25 protein-coding genes are annotated in these 21,178 nt (G+C 47.4%); all 25 read right to left on the minus strand.

Going from position 1 to position 21,178, the window contains the following annotated elements; genetic code table 11:
* Position 1: 1 nt before the first annotated feature.
* Genes BBB58_RS10960 through flgC form a run of 25 tightly spaced genes read right to left on the minus strand, consistent with a single transcriptional unit; the run spans position 2 to position 21,177 of the window.
* Positions 2-1,993 carry a chemotaxis protein CheA gene (locus BBB58_RS10960; RefSeq protein ID WP_074037231.1) on the minus strand — a complete coding sequence of 664 codons (1,992 nt, stop codon included), beginning with the start codon at positions 1,991-1,993 and terminating at the stop codon, positions 2-4.
* A 19-nt stretch (positions 1,994-2,012) separates the two neighbouring features.
* Positions 2,013-2,852 (minus strand): MinD/ParA family protein, encoded by an 840-nt coding sequence (locus BBB58_RS10965; protein WP_074037232.1) that lies wholly within the window; start codon positions 2,850-2,852, stop codon positions 2,013-2,015.
* Complete coding sequence (locus BBB58_RS10970; protein WP_074037233.1) at positions 2,831-3,886, minus strand: flagellar biosynthesis protein FlhF; 1,056 nt, start codon at positions 3,884-3,886, stop codon at positions 2,831-2,833. Before BBB58_RS10970 ends, BBB58_RS10965 begins: the two co-directional genes overlap by 22 nt.
* 1 nt (position 3,887) lies before the next feature.
* Entirely contained in the window at positions 3,888-5,909 is a 2,022-nt protein-coding gene (flhA, locus tag BBB58_RS10975) for a flagellar biosynthesis protein FlhA (protein WP_074037234.1), read from the minus strand.
* Between the two features lie 13 nt (positions 5,910-5,922).
* The gene (gene flhB / locus BBB58_RS10980; protein ID WP_074037235.1) at positions 5,923-7,017 is read right to left on the minus strand and encodes a flagellar biosynthesis protein FlhB; all 1,095 of its coding nucleotides are present in this window, start codon (positions 7,015-7,017) and stop codon (positions 5,923-5,925) included.
* The gene (fliR, locus tag BBB58_RS10985; RefSeq protein ID WP_074037236.1) at positions 7,014-7,784 is read right to left on the minus strand and encodes a flagellar biosynthetic protein FliR; all 771 of its coding nucleotides are present in this window, start codon (positions 7,782-7,784) and stop codon (positions 7,014-7,016) included. The genes flhB and fliR overlap by 4 nt, the downstream gene beginning before the upstream one ends.
* A complete protein-coding gene (gene fliQ / locus BBB58_RS10990; protein WP_015881403.1) occupies positions 7,781-8,053 on the minus strand; it encodes a flagellar biosynthesis protein FliQ in 273 nt (90 codons plus the stop codon). Before fliQ ends, fliR begins: the two co-directional genes overlap by 4 nt.
* 11 nt (positions 8,054-8,064) lie before the next feature.
* Positions 8,065-8,730, minus strand: a complete 666-nt coding sequence (fliP, locus tag BBB58_RS10995) for a flagellar type III secretion system pore protein FliP (RefSeq protein WP_074037237.1) — start codon at positions 8,728-8,730, stop codon at positions 8,065-8,067.
* Complete coding sequence (locus BBB58_RS11000; protein WP_074037238.1) at positions 8,727-9,221, minus strand: flagellar biosynthetic protein FliO; 495 nt, start codon at positions 9,219-9,221, stop codon at positions 8,727-8,729. Before BBB58_RS11000 ends, fliP begins: the two co-directional genes overlap by 4 nt.
* Positions 9,218-9,583, minus strand: coding sequence for a response regulator (locus BBB58_RS11005; protein WP_015881400.1), 366 nt, complete (start codon positions 9,581-9,583; stop codon positions 9,218-9,220). Before BBB58_RS11005 ends, BBB58_RS11000 begins: the two co-directional genes overlap by 4 nt.
* 13 nt (positions 9,584-9,596) lie before the next feature.
* The gene (gene fliY / locus BBB58_RS11010; RefSeq protein WP_074037239.1) at positions 9,597-10,727 is read right to left on the minus strand and encodes a flagellar motor switch phosphatase FliY; all 1,131 of its coding nucleotides are present in this window, start codon (positions 10,725-10,727) and stop codon (positions 9,597-9,599) included.
* The gene (gene fliM / locus BBB58_RS11015; RefSeq protein WP_074037240.1) at positions 10,724-11,713 is read right to left on the minus strand and encodes a flagellar motor switch protein FliM; all 990 of its coding nucleotides are present in this window, start codon (positions 11,711-11,713) and stop codon (positions 10,724-10,726) included. Before fliM ends, fliY begins: the two co-directional genes overlap by 4 nt.
* Before the next feature lie 9 nt (positions 11,714-11,722).
* Positions 11,723-12,175: a flagellar basal body-associated FliL family protein gene (locus BBB58_RS11020; protein WP_015881397.1), complete on the minus strand. Its 453-nt coding sequence runs from the start codon at positions 12,173-12,175 to the stop codon at positions 11,723-11,725.
* Positions 12,168-12,386 (minus strand): flagellar FlbD family protein, encoded by a 219-nt coding sequence (locus tag BBB58_RS11025; protein ID WP_031421671.1) that lies wholly within the window; start codon positions 12,384-12,386, stop codon positions 12,168-12,170. The genes BBB58_RS11020 and BBB58_RS11025 overlap by 8 nt, the downstream gene beginning before the upstream one ends.
* Positions 12,386-13,303, minus strand: a complete 918-nt coding sequence (gene flgG / locus BBB58_RS11030; RefSeq protein ID WP_074037241.1) for a flagellar basal body rod protein FlgG — start codon at positions 13,301-13,303, stop codon at positions 12,386-12,388. The genes BBB58_RS11025 and flgG overlap by 1 nt, the downstream gene beginning before the upstream one ends.
* Positions 13,304-13,321: 18 nt before the next feature.
* The gene (locus tag BBB58_RS11035; RefSeq protein ID WP_074037242.1) at positions 13,322-13,750 is read right to left on the minus strand and encodes a flagellar hook capping FlgD N-terminal domain-containing protein; all 429 of its coding nucleotides are present in this window, start codon (positions 13,748-13,750) and stop codon (positions 13,322-13,324) included.
* Positions 13,722-14,810: a flagellar hook-length control protein FliK gene (locus BBB58_RS11040; protein WP_074037243.1), complete on the minus strand. Its 1,089-nt coding sequence runs from the start codon at positions 14,808-14,810 to the stop codon at positions 13,722-13,724. Before BBB58_RS11040 ends, BBB58_RS11035 begins: the two co-directional genes overlap by 29 nt.
* Before the next feature lie 22 nt (positions 14,811-14,832).
* Positions 14,833-15,399, minus strand: a complete 567-nt coding sequence (locus BBB58_RS11045; protein ID WP_074037244.1) for a MotE family protein — start codon at positions 15,397-15,399, stop codon at positions 14,833-14,835.
* A gap of 1 nt (position 15,400) precedes the next feature.
* Complete coding sequence (locus BBB58_RS11050; protein WP_074037245.1) at positions 15,401-15,835, minus strand: flagellar FliJ family protein; 435 nt, start codon at positions 15,833-15,835, stop codon at positions 15,401-15,403.
* Complete coding sequence (fliI, locus tag BBB58_RS11055; RefSeq protein WP_074037246.1) at positions 15,832-17,151, minus strand: flagellar protein export ATPase FliI; 1,320 nt, start codon at positions 17,149-17,151, stop codon at positions 15,832-15,834. The genes BBB58_RS11050 and fliI overlap by 4 nt, the downstream gene beginning before the upstream one ends.
* Positions 17,138-17,863, minus strand: coding sequence for a FliH/SctL family protein (locus tag BBB58_RS11060; RefSeq protein ID WP_074037247.1), 726 nt, complete (start codon positions 17,861-17,863; stop codon positions 17,138-17,140). The genes fliI and BBB58_RS11060 overlap by 14 nt, the downstream gene beginning before the upstream one ends.
* Positions 17,847-18,854 carry a flagellar motor switch protein FliG gene (gene fliG, locus BBB58_RS11065; protein WP_074037248.1) on the minus strand — a complete coding sequence of 336 codons (1,008 nt, stop codon included), beginning with the start codon at positions 18,852-18,854 and terminating at the stop codon, positions 17,847-17,849. The genes BBB58_RS11060 and fliG overlap by 17 nt, the downstream gene beginning before the upstream one ends.
* A 5-nt stretch (positions 18,855-18,859) precedes the next feature.
* Positions 18,860-20,431 (minus strand): flagellar basal-body MS-ring/collar protein FliF, encoded by a 1,572-nt coding sequence (gene fliF / locus BBB58_RS11070; protein WP_074037249.1) that lies wholly within the window; start codon positions 20,429-20,431, stop codon positions 18,860-18,862.
* Positions 20,432-20,453: 22 nt separating this feature from the next.
* Complete coding sequence (gene fliE / locus BBB58_RS11075) at positions 20,454-20,735, minus strand: flagellar hook-basal body complex protein FliE (protein ID WP_074037250.1); 282 nt, start codon at positions 20,733-20,735, stop codon at positions 20,454-20,456.
* Positions 20,736-20,748: 13 nt separating this feature from the next.
* Positions 20,749-21,177, minus strand: a complete 429-nt coding sequence (gene flgC, locus BBB58_RS11080) for a flagellar basal body rod protein FlgC (RefSeq protein ID WP_074037252.1) — start codon at positions 21,175-21,177, stop codon at positions 20,749-20,751.
* Between the last annotated feature and the right edge of the window lies 1 nt (position 21,178).

Below are 21,178 nucleotides of genomic sequence, written 5' to 3' on the forward strand. Positions count from 1 at the left end.
CTTAAAAGAGATCGTTACTATCTACGATAAGGGCGACGCGACCGTCACCAAGAATGGTCGCACCAGAGATAGCTGGAATCCCTTCAAGATACGTACCGAGCGGTTTCATGACAATTTCTTGTTGACCGATCAAATCGTTGACGACGACGCCGACGAGTTTGTTGCCTTTTCGAACGACGACGACCGGGAATTGCGACTTCGTCTCTGATTCGATGCCAAACATTTCTTTCATGTAGACGAGTGGGACCAGTTGACCACGGAAGTCGAAGACTCGCTCACGGTGTGCTGTCAAAATGTCCGCTTCATCAAGTAATGTCGTCTCAAGGATCGATGTCAATGGAATCGCATACGATTCCTCTCCCACTTGAACGAGCATCGCCGAGATGATAGAGAGGGTGAGCGGTAAGCTGACCTGGAACTTCGTGCCTTGTCCCCCAACCGTCTCTAGAGAAACGACCCCACCGAGTGACTCGATTTTATTTTTGACGACATCCAGTCCGACACCGCGTCCTGACAAGTCAGTGACCACGTCTGCCGTCGAGAAGCCCGGAGCAAAGATCAGCATCGCCAATTCGTTCTCAGACATCGTCGTCGCTTCTTCATCTGTGATCACGCCGCGCTCCAACGCTTTCGAACGAACCTTGTCGACGTTGATGCCGGCACCATCGTCCTCGATTTCAATGAAGACTCGGTTTCCGCCGTGATACGCACGGAGTGCAAGCATGCCCTGCTCCGGTTTTCCGGCTTGAAGACGTACTTCCGGACGTTCGATGCCGTGATCGATGGCGTTACGGATCAAGTGGACGAGCGGATCGCCAATTTCATCGATGACCGTGCGATCGAGTTCTGTTTCAGCACCTGAAATGTCCAACTGGACTTTTTTATGAATCTCTTTTGCGACCGAACGCACCATTCGTGGGAAGCGATTGAACACTTGTTCGATTGGCATCATCCGGAGGGTCAAGACGAGTGATTGTAACTCGTTCGTTCCCCGCTTGATTTTTTCGACCGTTTCATTCAATTCTGGTTGACCGACTTCGTCCGCCAGGCGCTCAAGGCGTCCACGGTCGATAATGAACTCTTCAAACAAGTTCATCAGACGATCAATTCGTTCTAAGTTGACGCGAATCGTTTTTGCTTGTGTTTTAGCGGCTACTTGCTCTTTCGTATCTTTCGCTTCTTCCTTGTCCGAGGTAGCTTGAACGACAGGTTCAGGTGCAATCGTCTCCGCTGTCACAGCGACTTCTGGCTCACTGACCGCTGTTTCTGTAAACGCATTGACTTCGACGCGCTCCACTTCCGATACTTGAGCGATGGCATGTTCAATCACTTCTGCCGTCTCTTGTGACAAGAATAAGACGTCGAACGACAAGTCAAATTGCTCTTGTTCGATTTCTTCTGTCTCCGGATGTGTGCTGACGACCTCACCTAGTTCTTGAAGGCGATCGAATACCATATACGCACGGGCCGCTTTCAAGACGACCGCGTCAGACAGTTTGACTGTGATTTGATACGCCTCAAAGCCTGTCTGTTTGGCTTGCTCGATGACCGAGTTCGTATATAAATCAATCTCAAACGTGCTCGTCTCTGAAGTTTTTTCGACTGCGACTTCTTTCCCACCGATGAAGGATTGGAATGCGGCGACCGTTTCTGATACATCCACGTTTGCGCCTTGTCCTCCGCTTTCGATGTCCGCAATCATGTCTTCCATCTGTTCCATGGCGATGAACATCGTATCCAACAAGAGTTGGTTACTTTCCTTTTTCCCGCCACGTTCGAGGTCGAGCGCGCTCTCCATCTCATGTGTCAAGTTGGCAACGCGTTCGTACCCCATCGTCGAAGACATCCCTTTTAGCGTGTGTGCCGACCGGAAGATCTCCTGTACAACATCCGCCCCACCCGATTGTTCTAATTTAAGTAACTGTGTGTTGATCGATTGGATATGTTCTTGGGATTCATCTAAAAACAACCCTAAGTATTCATTCACGTCCATCTCATTTGCCTCCCTGTCGTTATACTCGGTTCCACTGTTTTCGTAAGTTCCCCATCAAACGGTCCATCAAGTGACGTGGTTTCGGAGGCGTACCCGTAAGCGTTGTCAAAATTCGTTCGAGGCGCCAGCTAATATCACTCTTTCGGTTGTATTGATAAAACGGGACTTGGGCGATGACTGCCTTTCTGACAGATGAGTCGTCTGGTAGAAAGCCAAGGAATCGAATCGTTTTATTTAAAAACTGTTTACATGCGACTTCCATCCGTTCGAAACATTGAAGGGCTTCCTCACCGGACTGGGCTCGGTTAACGATGACGCCAAGCGGTAAGTCCGGGTACTGATGGTGCACCAGTTTCGTATATGCATAACCGTCCATTAGCGAGGTAGGTTCTGGAGTCAAAATCAAGAACATCTCATCGCAACCCGCGATGAATTGGAGTGAAGTGTCCGTCGCTCCAGCCCCCATATCGAACAGGACATAATCATATTCGGTCAATACTTCGAGTTCTCGCATGAGAAATTGCATGTCATCATCTGAGAGATGGACGAGTTGATCCTGCCCACTCCCTCCATGTAATATATCGACACCATATACATTTTTCTGAACAGCTGCAGCCAATGGAATACGAGCTTTGACGGTCTCGATCATCGTTCTGGACTTCATGGCATTCATCAAGATGTGCACATTGGCCATTCCGATGTCAAAGTCGACAATCAACACTCGTTTTCCGAGTTCAGCTAGGGCGATGGCCGTGTTTACACAGACGTTCGTCTTTCCGACCCCACCTTTCCCACTAGCAAAGGCGATTGTCGTCGGATGGGCAGCATTGATAGCTCTTAGACGCCTTGCTTGGTCCATCTTGCCCACCCTTCTTTCTCAAACAGTCGTTTCGTCAGTGCGTCCGCATGCCCCCGAATCAGATCGTCCGGCACTTCTTGGCCGTCTGTCATCCAGGCGACCGGAAGACCGCTCTTTTTCACCATGCGGTACATCGCGTGGATATCACTTGTCTCGTCCGCCTTCGTAAAAATGAGTGAGCTAAGAGGCAATGACTCGAATTGCGAATAGATCATATCCATGTCCTTCGTTTTGGATGTCAAACTCAAAACGAGCGAAAGGCTTGTTTCAGTGAAGTCGTGATGTTCATGAAACTGTTCGACGTAAGCCGGATCGCGGAAATTTCGTCCCGCCGTGTCGATTAGCACGATGTCTTTACGAGCAAACAATTGCTTGGCACGCTTGAAGTCATGAAAGTCATATGCCACTTCCACCGGAATACTCATGATTTCAGCATACGTCTTCAACTGTTCGATGGCAGCGATTCGGTACGTGTCGGTCGTGATCAATCCGACCGTTTTGCCTTCCGTCAGTTTAAAGTGCGCCGCAAGTTTGGCGAGTGTGGTCGTCTTGCCGACCCCCGTCGGTCCAACGACCATAACATATCGTTTAGCTTCAGGCGGTTCAATGAACGACGATTTGACTTGTTCGTAAACGAAACGTTCAGCTTCTTCTACAGATTTTGTCGTGTAGTATAGTTCGTTCAGCGTTTCCTCCCACGACTCATCCGCAAAGGATTCAGTCGAGAGCAGCGATTCGACGTGTTGCAACGAGGCGTGTAGTCTCGGTCCCGCTCCTCCGATCACACGTGGTGGCGTCTGCGTCACGACAGGTGGTGTTGGTGCTGTCCGAACAGGGACAGGCTGTCGTGGCTTTGTGACGACTTGCTCTTTTTCGAGGGCTGCGATGACCTCCACTTGCTTTGACGCAAAGAGACCGAACCATCCTGTCTTCACTTGTCGTGAGTTGAGGATGACCGCTTCGTCTCCGAGCTCTTGTTTCACTTTCGCCATCGCATCAGCCATGGTCTTCGCCGTAAACTTTTTAATCTGCATGTTAAATCACCCCAATACTTTTCACTTCGACGGAACTGAGTAATTCGTTATAAGCCAATACCGGCACATCTGGATAATACCGTTCGAGTAATTGACGAACGAACAGACGAATCGTTGGGGAACATAAAATCACAGCCGATGCCCCATATCGTTCAAACATTGACAGTTGTTCGCCAGTGCGCTCGATAATCTCTCGAGCTTGCTCTGGGTCGAGCGCCAAATAGTTCCCGAACTCCGTTTTCTGAACCGCATCTTGCACCGTCTGTTCCGTCTGTCCGCCGAGTGTCACGACGTAAAGGGGACCTTCAGGTGGTTTGACTTGATCGGTCAATTGACGGGACAAGCCTTGACGGCAATACTCTCCTAAGATTTCCGCATCTTTCGTCACTTTTCCGTAGTCTGCCATCGTCTCGAACAGAAGCGGCAAGTTTCGAATGGAAACACTTTCTTGGAGTAAGTGGCGCAACACTTTCTGAATTTCGCCAATCGAAAGGACTGACGGCGTCACGTCCTCTACGAGAACCGGATGCGTCTCTTTCAGGTGCTCGACGAGTTGTTTCGTCTCTTCCCGACCGAGTAAATCTGCCGCATGTTTCTTCAACGTCTCGGTCAAGTGAGTCGCGACAACAGAAGGCGGATCAACGACGGTATACCCGCTCATTTCTGCCCGAGTTCGTGTTTCTTCATCAATCCAAAGGGCAGGAAGACCGAATGCTGGTTCCGTTGTTTCAATTCCATATACCTCAGGGTCTTCGATGCCCGGGCTCATCGCCAAGTAATGATCCAGCAATAGCTCTCCCTCTGCAACGACGTTCCCTTTGACTTTGATTCGGTATGCGTTCGGTGATAACTGCAAGTGATCGCGAATCCGGACCGTCGGTAAGATGAAGCCAAGCTCGAGTGCGAGTTGACGACGAATCATGACAACGCGGTCTAACAAGTCACCGCCTTGAGACTCATCAGCAAGCGGAATCAAGCCATATCCGAATTCAAATTCAATCGAGTCAATCTGCAACAGCGAGACGACTGATTCTGTCGGCGCTGTCGATGGTTCCTCTTCGAGCATCGGCTCTTCCATTGCCTGACGGATATTTCGACGCATCGTGTAGGCGCCGAAGAATGCCGTTCCGGCAATGATCATCGTCACAGGAAGTAGGGGCGGTGATACAAAACCAAGCATGAAGACAATCGACCCGGCGATATAAAGGAGTGATGGGTTTTGACCGAGCTGGTCGATTACGTCTTCCCCTAAGTTTCCATCCGAGACGGCACGGGTCACGATGATCCCGGTCGCGGTCGAAATCAAAAGTGCTGGGATTTGACTGACCAAGCCATCCCCGATTGTCATGAGTGAGAACGTTTGGAACGCTTCTCCAACTGGTAATCCCATTTGAACGACACCGATGATAATCCCGAAGATCAAGTTGATCGTAACGATGATAATACCAGCGATGGCATCTCCTTTAACGAACTTCGATGCCCCGTCCATTGATCCATAGAAGTCCGCCTCGCTTTGAATTTTACGGCGACGCATCTGGGCTTCTTTGTCGTCAATTAAACCAGAGTTCAAATCGGCATCGATGGCCATCTGTTTCCCCGGCATCGCATCGAGTGTGAAGCGAGCAGATACTTCCGATACACGCTCTGCTCCTTTCGTGATGACGACGAATTGAATGATGACAAGAATCAGAAAGACGACAAATCCGACAAGGACATTTCCACCGATGACGAAATCACCGAACGTCTCGATGACTTCCCCACCATAACCTTTAGATAGAATCGAACGGGTCGTCGATACGTTCAAACCAAGACGAAACAACGTCACAATCAATAAGAGAGAAGGGAATACGGAGAAGTCAAGTGCTTCCCGGGCATTCATCGCCACAAGTAGAATCATGATGGCGATCAAAATATTTACGATGATTAAAAAGTCTAATAAAAACCCCGGTAGCGGGATGATCAGCATGATGACAATCATCAACACACCAATCAAAATTGCAAAGTCTTTCGCTTTTACTGCCAACACATACTCCTCCTCAAGACGGTTGCTTCATTTGATAGACGAATGCCAGTACTTCCGCAATGGCTTGATAAAACGATTCGTCTACCACCTCACCGATGTCGATTTGCGCATAGAGCGCTCGCGCGAGTGGTTTATTTTCAACAATGGCCACGTCATGTTCTTTTGCGACATCTCGAATATGAAAGGCGACCCGGTCGACCCCTTTGGCGACCACGAGCGGCGCAAAATCTTTCGTGTCATCATATCGAATGACGACCGCGTAATGGGTCGGGTTCGTGATGACGACATCGGCATTCGGTATCTCTTGCATCATCCGTCGCATCGCCATTTCCCGTTGTTGCTGTTTGATTTTAGATTTGATGAGTGGGTCACCTTCCGTATTTTTGTACTCATTTTTTATATCTTGCTTAGACATTCGGATCGATTTCTCGAAATCAAATCGTTGGTAGAATAAATCGAGTAGTGCAAGTGCGAGCAAGGCGACACTTACCCAAAGACCAAGTTCGATTGTGATACTCGCGAGTGCGACAATCGATTCACGAACTTGTTCGACGGCCATCCGAGACAGTTCTTTCTGATTTTTCCAAAGGACAGCGACAGCGGTTGTCAGGATGATTAACAATTTGAATAAGGACTTTAAAAATTCGACGACCGCTTTCATACTGACGATGCGTTTGACCCCCTTGATCGGGTCGATCCGCTCAAGCTTTGGTTGAATGGCTTCTAAAGAAAATAACGTTCCGATTTGTAGGTAATTGATGAGAATCCCAAACACGACGGCGACGATAAAGAACGGAGCCAAAATCAAACCGACACGGAGCATTAAGTCGACGATCATATCCGACATGCCGCCCGTCACGTTAAACAATAAATACTCTGGGCTGAGTAAATCGCTGATTAAAGAAAGCAATTGCTGCCCAATCACGGGACCGAAAAAAGATAACATGAGAAACATCGCAAAAAGTGCGAACGCTCCAGTCAAATCGGCTGACTTGGCGACCTGCCCCTTCTTTCGGGAGTCTTCCCGTTTACGTGGCGTCGCTTTTTCTGTCTTTTCACCTGCAAAAAACTGTAGATTGACCGATAAAGGATATAGAGGCTTCTTCATGAGGCGTCTCCTAATATGAGCATAAAGTCGTGCATCACTTCTTGTAATAGCGGGATGAACTGGCTGATTCCTGTCAATGTCAGTCCCATCAATAAAACCATGACGGCAAAACCAGCGATAAGTTTAAATGAAAATCCGATGGCAAAGATATTGAATTGCGGTGCTGACTTCGCTAAAAAACCGAGAGCTAAGTCCACAAGCAGTAAGGAAGCCATCATCGGCAACGCTAATTGCAACGCGACCATCATTGTCATCGTGACGACTTTTACAGCCATCATCAATGAAGCTTCAGTAAAATTGATCATCGGTTGGCCAGGCGGATAGATTTGAAAGCTATAATAAATGCCGTCAATCAGCAGAAGATGCAGGTTGCTCGTCAACAAAATGAATAGCGTAAAAATATAATAAAATCGTCCAATCAATGGTGATTGACCGCCAAACATCGGATCATATGCGGATGCCATCGCTAATCCGAGCTGTAAATCGATGACCCCACCGGCAATTTGCGGTGCAAAAAATAGGATGTTGATCAACAGTCCGAGTAAAAGTCCGATCATGACTTCATAGACGACTTGCAGGACAAACGCATTGGTCATTTGAATTGGCTCGGTCAATGTGAACATTGCATAGTATGCTAAAAACGCACTGAACGCGACGCGGTGCATGACCGGTAATTGTCTCGTCGAGAACAACGGGACACTGACAAAAAAGCCAGACAGTCGCGCGAACGTTAATCCATACATACTGATGAAGTCGACTGCATTCATTTCGAAGCAACCTCGACCATCAACTCAAAAATCAAACGCGTGAACCCTTCAATCTGTTGAAGCATCCACGGTCCAAAAATGACGAGACCGATGAAGACCGAGATAATTTTCGGAACGAACGATAACGTTTGTTCTTGAATTTGAGTCGTGGCCTGTAAAATCGAGATCACGAGACCGACGATCAGTGAGATGAGTAGAAGTGGCATTGATATTTTTAATAAGGTCCACACACTCTCTGTCGCCAAATAGATGACCATTTCTTGTGTCATGTCCGTTCCCCCTACATACTTCTAAGCAATGATTCCACAATCAAGTGCCAGCCATCGACCAATACAAACAATAATAATTTAAACGGCAGTGCAATCATGACTGGAGGAAGCATCATCATCCCCATCGACATGAGGACACTCGCGACTACCATATCAATGATTAAAAACGGTAAGAAAATCATGAAGCCGATTTGGAAAGCGGTCTTCAACTCACTGATCGCATAAGCAGGAACCAAAGCGAGGAGAGGTACATCATCTAGTGTCTCCGGCTGCTCGTAATTCCCATACTTTAAGAACAGTTGTAAATCTTCTTGTCTTGTATATTTCGACATGAACTCTTTCATCGTCCCACTTGCCTCATCGAACGCCTCATTTTGTGAGATCTTGTCATCGAGGTATGGTTTTAATGCGTTCTCATTTAAGTCAGAGAGAACTGGAGACATGACGAACAGTGTGATGAACAGTGCCAATCCGACAATCAATTGGTTCGGTGGCGTTTGCTGTGTACCGAGCGCCGGTCGAATGAATGACAAGACGACCACGACACGGGTAAAGCAAGTCATCAAGATTAAAAAGGATGGTGCGAGCGTCAGCAATGTTAACAAAATCAATAGCTTGATGGATGTCGATGTACTGTCCGGTGTTTCTAAATTGATCAATTGCTCAAACGTTGTCATGATTTCTTCCTCACTTCTTCTAGCTGAGCGAGTTGTTTCTTAAAGGTGTCTAAAAATGCATTCGAATTAGACGTTCGGAGTGACAAGGTTTCCGTTTGCTCTTCCTCCATCGTGTCCGCATCAAGTCGATCGATCAGTTGAATCGAATCGCCGACACCGAGTACATATACCTGGTCACCGAGCTTCACGAGCTGAACAGAGCGGTCTTTCCCAAGAGGGACGCCTCCGAGATGTTTCATATGTTGAGTCGCTTTCACGCCTTGTGTTTTGGAACCGAGCCAACGCATCAAAACGATAAATCCGCCGACCACGACCACGAGACTTAACACGACTTTCACGCCATTGCCAATGGTTGACGCTGTCGTTGGAACGTTACTTTCCTGTTCATCTGTCTGTTGTTGCTCGAATTGTTGGTCTACGGTGGCGGCCTCAACCGTGGTTGGACCGAAGAGCCCAACCACGAGAAGAATAATCAACCACCATTTCTTCATTGTGCGACCGTTTTAGAAACTGCTTCGATGACACGCTCTGCATTGAAAGGCTTGACGATAAAGTCTTTTGCACCAGCTTGAATGGCATCGATGACCATCGCTTGTTGTCCCATCGCTGAACACATGATGATTTTCGCATTCGAGTCGAAGCTACGAATTTCTTTCAATGCTGCGAGTCCATCCATCTCAGGCATCGTGATGTCAAGTGTGACGAGATCCGGTGTGAGTTCACGATATTTCGCGACAGCGTCCGCTCCGTTTTCCGCCTCACCTACTACGTCGTACCCGTTCTTTGTCAAAATGTCCTTAATCATCATACGCATGAACGCTGCGTCATCTACTACTAATACTTTTGCACTCATTCTAAATTCCTCCTTAAACGATTCCGATCCGCTCATGCGGTTGAATAATTTCTGTTACACGTACCCCAAAGTTTTCTTCAATGACGACGACTTCTCCTCTAGCGATTCGCTGTTGGTTGACATAAATGTCTACCGGCTCACCTGCTAATTTGTCGAGTTCAATGATGGAGCCTTGTGATAACTCAAGTACTTCCCGAACGGATTTTTTCTTTTTTTTTAACTCTACTGTCACGTTTAACGGGACATCATACAGCAACCCAAGATTCGCTGGGGCCGTTTCTTGTGACGCCGGTGATTGGAGTGGCATGAATTCCGCCTGGCTCACAGCTACTTCCGGCATAGATTTTTGCTTGTTTGGTTGTGGGGCAACGGACTGTGCTGTTTGTTGTGCTTGTGGCTGTGGTTTCGGTGCTTCCGCTCTCGGCTGCTCTTTTACCGGTTCTGATGCCGCTTGGACCTCTCCAGTCGCTTTCATCAACTCGTCGACTAACTGCTTTCCAAACTGAATTGGTGCAATCTGGACAATCGTTGAATCAATCAACGTGCCTACTTTGAGATTGAACTCAATGAGTACCATCGTCTCCCATAGTTCAAGGCGATCGATGATTGTCTGATTCTTTGTTGCATCAAACACTTCGACAAGAGGTGGCGAGATGTCAATTTTCTTCGAAAATACCGTCGATAAAGACGTTGCTGCCGCACCCATCATTTGATTCATCGCTTCTTGAACAGCTGATAAACGAATCTCATCAAGGCTCTCCGGATCAACATTCTCTCCACTTCCACCTAACATGAGGTCAGAGATGATTGCCGCATCTTCGCGAGTCAATACGAGAACATTTTCCCCTTGGATTCCTTCTGTATAGCCAACTCGAAGTGCCACGTGAGGAGTGGGATAGCGTTCGCGTAACGCTTCAATTCTCACTTCACTGACAACCGGTGTCGTAATTTCCACTTTCTGTTGTAATAATGTTGACAAGGCTGTTGCCGAGTTCCCGAATGAAATATTCCCAATTTCTCCGAGTGCGTCGCTCTCCATCGAATCTAAATGTTCTTCTTTTGCTTCGACTTCTGGCGTCGGCGTATTGTCGCTTGTCCCACGTAATAACGCATCAATTTCATCTTGTGACAGCATCTCACTCATTGCTCTTCCTCCTTCACACGGTGAAGCACTTGAACCGCCATTCGCTTCCCGCTCACACCGACTTGCCCTTTAAATACTTTATTTTCCCCCACCATGACGGACAGAGGTTCTTTTGCTAATTGATCGAGTGCCAAACAATCTCCGACTTCTAGATGCAACAAATCTCCAAACGTGATTGTCGTCCCACCGAGTAAGGATACAACTTCGACTGTCGAGTTCATCAATTGAGCTTTAAGTGGCTCTTTACTCGATTGACTTGCATTCCGTCGATTCGCTTCTTGCATCCAATAATGACTCGATAGTTTGGACAATACCGGTTCGATTGTCACGAATGGAAGACAAACGTTGATGGTTCCGCTCACTTCACCAATCGTCACACCAATCGAAATCAAGACGACCGTTTCGTTTGGTGAAACGAGTTGCAGGAACTGCGGATTCACTTCAACAGCTGACATTTCTGCTTTAATCTCAGCAATCGATTCCCAAGCATCTCCATAAGTCGAAAAGGCTCGTTTGTACAATTGCGTCAAAATCCGCATCTCAATTTCGGTGAACGATTCGATTTTATCCATCTCGACACCAGGACCTCCGAGTAACCGGTCTAGCATCGCGTATGAGATGTTCGGATTGACTTCGATGATGAATCGTCCGTTTAACGGTGGCGCCTCAATCAAGTTGATCATCGTCATGCTCGGAATGGAATGAATGAATTCATCGTACGGTAATTGTTCGACCGAGTTGACCGAAAACTGAACATATGTGCGAAGTTGAGAAAAAAAAAATGTCGTGAGCATACGCGTGAAATGTTCGTGAATCCGAGTTAAGCTGCGAATTTGGTCTTTTGAAAATCGAACGGCTCGCTTGAAGTCGTATTGTCGAACTTTCTTCTCTTCCTCTTGCGCGAGAAAGGAGTCCGCTTCGACATCCCCACTGCTTAAAGCAGATAGTAAGGCATCAATTTCTTGTTGAGACAGTACTTCTCCCATGATGCCACCTCACTGAATAATTTTCTTCGTCATATAGACGCGTTGGACTTCACCTTCTTCAAGCAGTCCGTTAAGTTGTTCTCGTAATGTTTGTTCGAACTTTTGCATATCTTCTTTTGTTGCCAATTGGGCTTTCGTCATCCCGGATAAATCACCCAAAATGACGTTGTGAACTTGGAACTTGCGTAGTTCTAAATTCTCTTTCGTTTCAGCCGAATCTGTGACAATCGTAAATTGAACGTTAATGAAACGCTCATCTTGAATGTTGGTCGTCATGTCATCAGTCATGAAACTCCGTTCTGCCAACTCTTCAGCTGTGACAGGTTTCGTTTTAGCAGTGACGTTATCACCAAAGACATATTTGTAAGTCATGAATCCGGCACCGCCCATGACGAGCAGGACGACAAGCAGGATGATTACGACTTTTAGGCCGCCACCTTTTTTCTTTTCTTCTTCACTCATCTTCTTCACCTCTTGTGAACATCGTTCCGACTAAACCGATTGAGCGGTAAAAGGCTTCAGTTCGTTCAATGATTTGATCTTTCGTTTCTTTTACGAGATACGTTTTGCCATTAAACAATTGGATGATCGTGTCGGGCTCTGCCTTCACCGTTTCGATGAGCAAAGCGTTCAGCACGAACTCCTCACCGCGAAATGCCGTGACGCGAATCATCAGCGTTTCAAGTTGACGAGCTCTTGAAGGATCTCGTCCGATGTTGTGATAATGCGTGTGTTCGCCTGGAATCCACGCTGTGCCACGATCATTTCTGTGAACTCTTCTGAAAGGTCAACGTTTGACATTTCGAGTGCGCCTGAGACAAGTTCACCACGACCGTCAGAACCTGGTACGCCAAACTGTGGAGCACCGGAGTTTTGCGATTGTACGAAGTTGTTGGCACCGACTTTTGATAAACCGGCGTTGTTCGAGAAGTTCGACGTCACGATATACCCAGCGATTTGTAATTCACCCGCACCATCAACAAAACTAACTTGTCCGTCTTTACTGATTGAAAGTGAACGAGCATCTGTTGGGATTTTAATTCGTCCATACTCAGGTGCTTTTGCAGTAGTATCATCCGCTGCATAGAATGCCAAATCTGCTCCTGGTCCAGTGAAGTCCCCTGCAACTGGAGTCGCAGCCACTCCTGGAGTTCCAGATGCTGGCAAAGTACTAGTCCGTGATCCAATGAGATACGTACCGTCGCCCGTCACCAAGTTTCCTTGATTGTCCGTATAGAAGTTCCCTGCTCGAGTGTATTGGATTTGACCATTGACCATCGTCGCATAGAATCCTTCCCCTGAAATCCCGACATCAAGGGCACGTCCCGTGTTTTGCATTGCGCCTTGGTTATATACGTTATCGACCGTCGCCATGGTGCCCCCGAGACCGACTTCCTTCGGGTTAATACCACCTGTTGTCGCATTCCCAGCCGACGCACTCCCGACTTGCTGGCTAACGAGATCTTTAAAGGTAACGCGCCCTTTTTTATAACCAAACGTATTGACGTTGGCGATGTTGTTCCCGACGACGTCTAGCTTCGATTGGAAGTTCTTCAATCCACTGATTCCTGAGTACATTGCTCTTAACATAATGCATTCCTCCTATGCTTATTTGATCGATGTGATATCGTACACGCTGACGGATGTTCCGTCTTCAAGATCGGCCATATATCCGGTTAAGTCGTTACGAGAAATGGAAACGACACGACCTGTGCCTTTCGTCGTCTCTTCACTCGTTTCGGTTGTAAAGTTGATTGTTTTCCCAATCATGCTACTGTATTCAGAAATCGAAGACATGTGACGGTCAACGAGAACAGAATCGAGTTGTTTCGAAATCGTTTGCATTTGTTCGAGCGATGAGAACTGTGCCATTTGTGCGATGAATTCTTTATCTTCCATCGGTGACATCGGGTCCTGGTTCGCGATTTGAGCGAGAAGCAACTTCATAAACATGTCTTTATCGTATTGATTTGTCGCTTTTGGGAGCGACTGATCTGGCAATGTATAATCATTCGTCTTCGGTTGGATGCTCGTCATCTTCAGACCCTCCTTTAGGCTGTTCTTGTGGTTGTTCTTGTTCCGGTTGCTCGGAACCATCTGACAAGGCTGATTTTGAATCGAGCGCTTGCTGTGTCAAGTTGACCTCGATCCGAACGTTTTGCGAATGGGGTGTCAACGTTTGTTGCAACTGTTGAACCTGTGACTGGATCAGTTGCTTCGCCTCTTGATTGCTGGCAAACATCTTGACGACAAGTTCTCCATTCTTCCGCTCTAGCTTGACGACGAGTTCCCCTAACTGCTCCGGATACAATCTTACAGTGAAGACTTTTGAACCATCCGCCCCACTTTTGAACGGTGCCTTTTGCAAAGCCGCTTCAATCCGAGCTTGTAAATTTTCAGGAAGGGATCCTTTCGAAGCATACATGACCGTGTCCACGTCAATCTGTGGTCTTGACCAGTTCATCCCTTTCGGCATCCAGTCTACGTTATTTGGCTGTAGCGCTGGTTTTGCGATTTTTACGGTTTCAACATTTGGCAAGACGGGAACTTCTTTTAATGTACCTTCGATTGGTCCTTTATACTGTGTGATGATCCGTTGCATCGTTTGAACCTGTTTGGCAAGTTCTTGGTTTGGAACTTGTTGAGTCAGTGCAATGTTGGTCGTCTGAGCATTTCCCTCTATTTGCTTCGTAGTATGGACTTTCGGCGTAGTCGTTGTCTGTACAATCGCCGGTAAAACCGAAGACGGGATTTCAGTCTCAGGCGAAGGATTAGACAATTGACCGAGTAAACTTACATATGCATCCATAAACGTCCGATACGCATCTTGTGGCAGTGATTTTAGCCACTTCAATGTATCAGGCTTTTGAAACCATGTTTCGAGTTCCTGTGCCACTTTTTCCAAATCGACTAATCCTTCAGGAAGCACACCTTCTTCAAGTTGAGGAAGTTCTGCCTGCTCCCCTGAGCCTTGCATTGGGGCAAGCATCGCAGAAAGGAGGCTTAAAAATCCACCTGCTCCCTGTGATTCTCCCTCCACTGCTCCAGTACGAGCCATCGATCCTTGAATGGCTTGCATCAATAAAGCGATATTCAATGTTGGCCCTCCCTTCTTGTGTTCATTGGAGAAGCTGCGTCACAACCGCAGCCTGTTGCGCATTCATTCGTCCTAAGATGTCTGCCTGTTGCTTAGGTGATAGCTCCTTCAACAGCTCAGCAACTTGAGGGCTTTCGAGTTCACCCATAATAGCTGCCGCCTGTTTGGCTGACATTTCTTCATAAACGCTGGCGACATCAGATGAGGTCTCCTCTTCTTTTGACGCTGCCTCTAGTTCCGAGACGAGTCGATCTCGTTCACGAATCAAATCGGTGATTTCTTCTTGTCTAGCCTTTACTTCGTTCGTCAATTCAACATTTTCGTTGCGAAGTTTTTCAATCTCACTGTTCGCCGCTTTTAATCGGTTCGCTGCGTCCGAATCGATTCCCGTCACATTCACCTGCGTCTCCGTTTTTTTTGATTTTTCCGTTTTCTCGTCCTCGTTCATTTCTAATAAGGGAACGGATAAGAGCGGACGGTCCATCGCATAGTTCATGACGACAATCCCACCGACTAAGATGAAGATTGCTGGAATGAGGACCAACGCCACAATCATTTGCTTGCCTCGTTTATTGTTCTCTTTTGCCATGCTACTTCCCTTTCCCATGATGAATCACAGCAAGTTCATCCATCATTTGTTGCTCTGTAAGTTTAGCTACCGTCATCTCTTGCATGCTGACCTTTTCATGGAGCGTCACGTATTTCTTTTCTTCCACCACTTTACCGAGCAATCGTTCTTGCGACGCATGATAGCGATTGCGGGCCTGTTGTACGACGAGCTGTTGCGTTTCGATTTGACGTTTCACTTGCTCTCGCGTCTTTTCTCGATACTGCGACATGAGAAGGTCGATGTTTCCAGATTGTTCGTCTTGGTGTTTGATGAGCGACTCATACATGAGAAGAAGGTCATATAGCTTCTCCATCTCTGTCTCAAGTCTTGCCTTAAATCCTCTGACTTCTATGGCGGCATCTTCTTTTTCATGTTCCGTTATCGGCATGATTCGTTCTAATATGAGTCTATTCATGATTCACCTCGTGCAATATGTGACAAGTGGGTCATCGTCTGTTCGAAAGCAGCATCTTCTTCGATCGATTGTTTCAAAAACGTCAACAAGTATGGATATTTCTCCACAGCGGTATCAATTGAAGGATTGGTGCCTTTTTTATACGCTCCGATATTGATTAAATCTTCCGCGTCAATATAGGTCGCGAGCCAACTGCGGAACGTTTGAGCTGCATCTCTGTGTGAAGGGGAAGCGATTTGGTTCATGACCCGACTGATGGATTTCAGTACATGGATTGCCGGGAATTGCCCACGGTTTGCGAGCGCCCGGTCCATCACAAAGTGTCCGTCTAAAATCCCCCGCACCGCGTCGGCAATCGGTTCATTCATATCATCCCCGTCGACGAGGACCGTATAGAACGCAGTGATTGAACCTGTCGCCGCTGTTCCACTTCGCTCTAATAGTTGAGGTAACATGGCGAATACGGATGGGGTGTACCCTTTCGATGTTGGGGGTTCGCCCGTCGCAAGACCAATCTCACGCTGTGCCATCGCAAAACGTGTCACCGAGTCCATCATCAAGACCACTTCTTTCCCTTGGTCCCGGAAGTACTCGGCAATCGCGGTCGCCGTGTAAGCTCCCTTCAACCGGACAAGCGGGGGTTGGTCGCTTGTCGCTACAATCACGACGGAACGAGCCATGCCTTCTGGTCCGAGTTCTTTTTCGATGAACTCTTTTACTTCCCGACCCCGTTCTCCAATCAAGGCGATGACGTTAATATCTGCCGAAGATCGTTTGGCAATCATCCCGAGCAAGGTCGACTTCCCTACACCGGAACCAGCAAACAAACCGACCCGTTGTCCTTTTCCTACAGTCAACAGTCCATCAATCATGCGTACACCGGTCGACAGCGCATCTAAAATCCTTGGTCGATTCAAAGGATTCGGAGGTTTACGTTGAACGTCATAACGCTTACCGGTCACAAGACGCTCACCTGAAAGTGGACGTCCCAAACCATCGAGCACTTGACCGATCAACTCTTCCCCTACAGGAACTTGAAGCATTTTTCCCGTTCCCTTTACAAGACACCCTGGCGCAATTTGCGTAGTTTCACCGTATGGCATGAGCAGAACACGCTCTTCATTGAATCCGACAACCTCTGCTTCAACCGTTTCATTCGACGGAAGGACAATCAAACAGCGTTCTCCGACAAATGCACTCGGCCCATTCGACTCAATCATCAATCCGATGACACGGCAAACTCGACCAATTTTTCGTGTGAACTTGCCGTCCGAAGACTGCTTGATTGAGTCAAGAACCTGCTCAATAAGCACCATCCGCTAAAACCTCCTCGATTTTAGCTTGAATCCGTTCGAAACTATACGTTAAATCGACTTCATTCCCACGATGTGGCGACTCGATTCGGACTGCCGTTTCATCCAATGATCCGTCCCCACGATATTTCAAAGGGGGTGTCTCTTCTGTCCGCCACATCGCTTCGAATTGCTGAATCGAGGCAAGACGTGTCGGATGAACAAAGATTGTGATTGCTTCGGCATCGATCCAATGTGACATTTGATCACGGATCATCGTCGCAAAGAGTTCTTCATCTTTCCGAACAAGTTCCGTTGTCACATGTGCACTGACCGAGATTGCCAGCTCAATGAGTTGTTCTTCCGCTTGTCTCCATTTTTCTTCAAATATGAGTTCAAGTTCGGTCGAAACGGAATTTAATCGTGTGGTGATGTCCTCGAACTCAGCCAATCCGTCCTGTCTACCTTGAAGGAGACCTTCCTGATACCCTTCTGAACGCGCCTCCTCGAACACCTGTTGTTTCAACCGCTCCAACTGTTCGACTTCGGTCAACTGAAACTGTTGAAAAGCTTCTTCGTCCTGCTTCAACTTCTCATAGCGCGACTGAATGACATCGTGATGATTGATTCCGTCATTCGGTTCTATAATGGGTGTTTCTAAGCGCTTGGATTCAATCCGTTGCGGAATATTCGATGTTGCACGTTGGCGTTTGATCACATTAGACAACGATGTCATCTCCTCCACCTCGACTGATTACAATCTCACCGACGTCCTCTAGGCGACGAATGATTCCGACGATTCGGCTCTGTGCCTCTTCGACGTCACGCAACCGTACCGGTCCCATGAATTCCATATCTTCTTTGAACGTTTCGACCATACGTTGTGACATGTTTTTGAAGATAATTTGTTTGACTTCCTCCGAAGAGACCTTGAGCGCAAGTAACAAGTCGTCGTTCGCCACTTCGCGAATGATTCGTTGAATCGCACGAGAATCGAGCGTAACGATATCTTCGAAGACGAACATCCGCTTTTTGATTTCTTCTTCAAGCTCCGGGTCTTCGATTTCGAGCGCATCGAGAATGGTACGTTCGGTCGTCCGGTCTACACCGTTCAAGACTTCGACGACTGCTTCGATTCCACCAGATTGGGCATAATCTTGCATATCCGTCTGCGACAAGTTCTTCTCAAGGATTTGTTCCACTTCATGGATGACGTCTGGATTGAGTCGATCCATCGTCGCAATCCGTTTTGCGACTTCCGATTGAATCTCAGGTGGAAGTTCCGAGAGGATTTGCCCTGACTTGACGGGTTCTAAATGCGCTAAGATTAACGCAATCGTCTGTGGGTGCTCGTTTTGGATAAAGTTCAATAACTGTTTCGGGTCTGCTTTTCGTGCAAACTCGAACGGTCTGACCTGTAAGGTGGAAGTCAGACGATGAATCAATGCCATCGCCTTGTCTTCACCAACTGCTTTTTCAAGGACAGTTTTCGCAAACCCGATTCCACCCTGAGTGATATAACTTTGTGCCATGGCGAGTTCATGGAACTCACCGAGAATACTATCCTTTTCTTCCGGGGACACTTTTTTTAACGCTGAAATTTGAAGCGTCAGTTGTTCCATCTCTTCTTCTGAAAGATGTTTGTAGACGTTCGCTGCCACTTCAGGTCCCAGGGAAATCATGAGCATCGCTGCTTTTTCGCGATTCGTTTGTTTTGCATAGTTCACGTTACTCACTCCTCAGACATCCAAGTACGAAGCAGTTTAGCAAACTCTTCTGGATTACTTTCAGCTAATTTTTCTAACTGTTTCTTCTTCACTGCACCTTCGCCTCGCTCTTCGAGGTCTAGGTCAGGTACTTCATCTTCATATGGAACTTCCCATTCGTTCGTCTCTTCCACAACCTCTTGCTTCCGTCTACGCATCGCGAAGAAGATCAAGGCAAGAATTACGATTGCACCCGCCGCTGCCGCATACATCCACCAAGGTGTCGGTTGCTCTGTTGCTGCAACCTCTTCCACTTCAGCGAACGGTCTCGACACGACGACAACTTTCTGTTCGAGTTCAGCATCCGTGATGGCTTCATCCGTCTTCGCTAACGACGTCCGAATAATGGAATACATCATCGTCTCGAGGTCGCCTTCTAACTGCGGATCGATACTTGTTGCGCCATCTGGTGGTTCAACGATGAGTTGGACTCCGAGGTCACGAATCGTATATGGTGCGTTTTGAATCTGCTTCGTGATGCGGTTGACCTCGTAATTGATGATTTCATGATTCTTTTCACTTTCTTCTGTGCCATCGCCAGTCGCTGCCGGGAAGTTGATTGTGTCGTTCTCACCAGTTCCCGTCGCTTCTGTCGCCGTACCTGTTCCGCCAGTGTATGCTTCAGCAATCCGCTCGGCAGACGTGACGATGCCTTCCATGTTTTCTTCATCGACCGGCGTGACAAGATTCTGTTCTTCAGCCGTTTGTGTCGTGTCGATGTCTGCTGTGACGGAAACGAGTACGCTCCGTTCGCCGAGTAGAACCGAGAGCATCTGTTGGATTTGTTGACGTACGTCTTTTTCGACTTTTCTCTTCAACGCCAATGGATCTGACGAGGAACCTCCAGCAACAACAGTCTGGTCGAGATCATAATACGTGAAGTATTGGTCCATAATTGAAATGTTTTCCGGTTTCAAGTTCGGGACACTCTTACTAATCAAATGATAGAGACCTTTTACTGTGTTTGGTTCTAAATTCGTCCCCGCTCCGATGTTCAAGACGATGGACGCGGTAGGCTCACCTTGATCTTCTGCCAAGAAGACAGACTTCTCAGGAAGTGAGATGATTACTTTCGCTTGATTGATTCCTTCAATCTGTGTGATGAGTCGCTCTAGCTCCGTCTGCATCGCACTACGTTCGATGACAGCCATCTCACGGTCTGTCGTTCCGAACCCTGCGTTTTCGCTGAAGAAACTATAATCAATCGAGCCGGACTTTGGAATTCCGGCAGCAGCCAAACTCACTTTCAACTGATCGACCATTTCAGTCGGCACATACACGCTCACACCGTTCGAAGTCGCCTTGATTTCCGACTGTACCCCGTCTGCTGTCAACTTCTCTGTCACTTCGCCCGCTTCTTGAGCAGACAAGTTTGTATAGAGAGGTGCCATGTTTGGCCTTGAAAGGAAGAATGTGAGTATGATGGCCGCGATTAGTATGACCGCGATCGAGATGCCCCATACGAGTTTACGTTTCGCTGGCATCGCCTTTAATGCACCGGTCATGGATTTGAATCGTTCTTTTAATTGTTCATTCATCGCAACTTGTCATCCTCTACAATTAAACTTGCATTCGCATCATTTCTTGATAGGCCTCAACAGCCTTGTTCCTCACCTCGATGGCAAGTTGCATCGCAATCGACGACTCTTCACTTTGAATCATCACCTGATGAAGGTCAGCTTTCCCGACCGCCAAATCTTTACGGGCTTGACTAGTCGCTTGTTGTGTCTCATTCAATGCGTTCATCGCTTCATTCAAGTATGACCCAAATTGAGATGGGTTCGTTTTATTCAGTGATGGCGTGAGTTCTGGGCTCATCAATTGAATTGGATTAATTTGCATCCGTTAACACTCCTTATCCTTTACCAATCTCCATCGCTTTTACGAGCATCGCCTTCGAGGCGTTCATCGCTGCAATGTTTGCTTCGTACGAACGAGTCGCACCCATCAAATCGACCATTTCTTTCAAGAGATCGACGTTCGGCATTTGTACGTACCCTCGCTCATCCGCATCGGGATGATTCGGGTTATAAGCCAATTTATACGGTGCATCGTCTTCGATGATTTGAGATACCTGCACCCCTCCATTAACGGCATCCATTTGTTTCCGGAATGGCGCTTCTTGCAACACGGTCATCTTTCGTGTGTATGGTTGCCACTCTCCGTCCACGAGTCTCCCGCGAGTCGTCTGAGCGTTTGCGATGTTCGCCGACACGGTATCCATTCGTAGCCGTTGTGACGTCAACGCTGAAGCTGAAATATGAAAACTATCAAACATTCCCATT

Source organism: Exiguobacterium profundum, assembly GCF_001909285.1.
Classification (GTDB): Bacteria; Bacillota; Bacilli; order Exiguobacteriales; family Exiguobacteriaceae; genus Exiguobacterium; species Exiguobacterium profundum.

What these genes read in the sequence shown, in the direction of transcription:
- BBB58_RS11000 (WP_074037238.1), bottom strand. Translation starts at nt 9,221, where the DNA reads ATGAAGAAATGGTGGTTGATTATTCTTCTCGTGGTTGGGCTCTTCGGT.
- BBB58_RS11035 (WP_074037242.1), bottom strand. Translation starts at nt 13,750, where the DNA reads ATGACGAGCATCCAACCGAAGACGAATGATTATACATTGCCAGATCAG.
- BBB58_RS10965 (WP_074037232.1), bottom strand. Translation starts at nt 2,852, where the DNA reads ATGGACCAAGCAAGGCGTCTAAGAGCTATCAATGCTGCCCATCCGACG.
- flgC (WP_074037252.1), bottom strand. Translation starts at nt 21,177, where the DNA reads ATGGGAATGTTTGATAGTTTTCATATTTCAGCTTCAGCGTTGACGTCA.
- fliY (WP_074037239.1), bottom strand. Translation starts at nt 10,727, where the DNA reads ATGAGTGAGATGCTGTCACAAGATGAAATTGATGCGTTATTACGTGGG.
- fliR (WP_074037236.1), bottom strand. Translation starts at nt 7,784, where the DNA reads ATGAATGCAGTCGACTTCATCAGTATGTATGGATTAACGTTCGCGCGA.
- BBB58_RS11050 (WP_074037245.1), bottom strand. Translation starts at nt 15,835, where the DNA reads ATGAATAGACTCATATTAGAACGAATCATGCCGATAACGGAACATGAA.
- flgG (WP_074037241.1), bottom strand. Translation starts at nt 13,303, where the DNA reads ATGTTAAGAGCAATGTACTCAGGAATCAGTGGATTGAAGAACTTCCAA.
- fliE (WP_074037250.1), bottom strand. Translation starts at nt 20,735, where the DNA reads ATGCAAATTAATCCAATTCAATTGATGAGCCCAGAACTCACGCCATCA.
- BBB58_RS10970 (WP_074037233.1), bottom strand. Translation starts at nt 3,886, where the DNA reads ATGCAGATTAAAAAGTTTACGGCGAAGACCATGGCTGATGCGATGGCG.
- BBB58_RS10960 (WP_074037231.1), bottom strand. Translation starts at nt 1,993, where the DNA reads ATGGACGTGAATGAATACTTAGGGTTGTTTTTAGATGAATCCCAAGAA.
- flhB (WP_074037235.1), bottom strand. Translation starts at nt 7,017, where the DNA reads ATGAAGAAGCCTCTATATCCTTTATCGGTCAATCTACAGTTTTTTGCA.
- fliI (WP_074037246.1), bottom strand. Translation starts at nt 17,151, where the DNA reads ATGGTGCTTATTGAGCAGGTTCTTGACTCAATCAAGCAGTCTTCGGAC.
- fliM (WP_074037240.1), bottom strand. Translation starts at nt 11,713, where the DNA reads ATGGGAGAAGTACTGTCTCAACAAGAAATTGATGCCTTACTATCTGCT.
- fliF (WP_074037249.1), bottom strand. Translation starts at nt 20,431, where the DNA reads ATGAATGAACAATTAAAAGAACGATTCAAATCCATGACCGGTGCATTA.
- BBB58_RS11060 (WP_074037247.1), bottom strand. Translation starts at nt 17,863, where the DNA reads ATGACATCGTTGTCTAATGTGATCAAACGCCAACGTGCAACATCGAAT.
- fliP (WP_074037237.1), bottom strand. Translation starts at nt 8,730, where the DNA reads ATGACAACGTTTGAGCAATTGATCAATTTAGAAACACCGGACAGTACA.
- BBB58_RS11020 (WP_015881397.1), bottom strand. Translation starts at nt 12,175, where the DNA reads ATGAGTGAAGAAGAAAAGAAAAAAGGTGGCGGCCTAAAAGTCGTAATC.
- BBB58_RS11025 (WP_031421671.1), bottom strand. Translation starts at nt 12,386, where the DNA reads ATGATTCGCGTCACGGCATTTCGCGGTGAGGAGTTCGTGCTGAACGCT.
- fliQ (WP_015881403.1), bottom strand. Translation starts at nt 8,053, where the DNA reads ATGACACAAGAAATGGTCATCTATTTGGCGACAGAGAGTGTGTGGACC.
- BBB58_RS11005 (WP_015881400.1), bottom strand. Translation starts at nt 9,583, where the DNA reads ATGAGTGCAAAAGTATTAGTAGTAGATGACGCAGCGTTCATGCGTATG.
- BBB58_RS11045 (WP_074037244.1), bottom strand. Translation starts at nt 15,399, where the DNA reads ATGGCAAAAGAGAACAATAAACGAGGCAAGCAAATGATTGTGGCGTTG.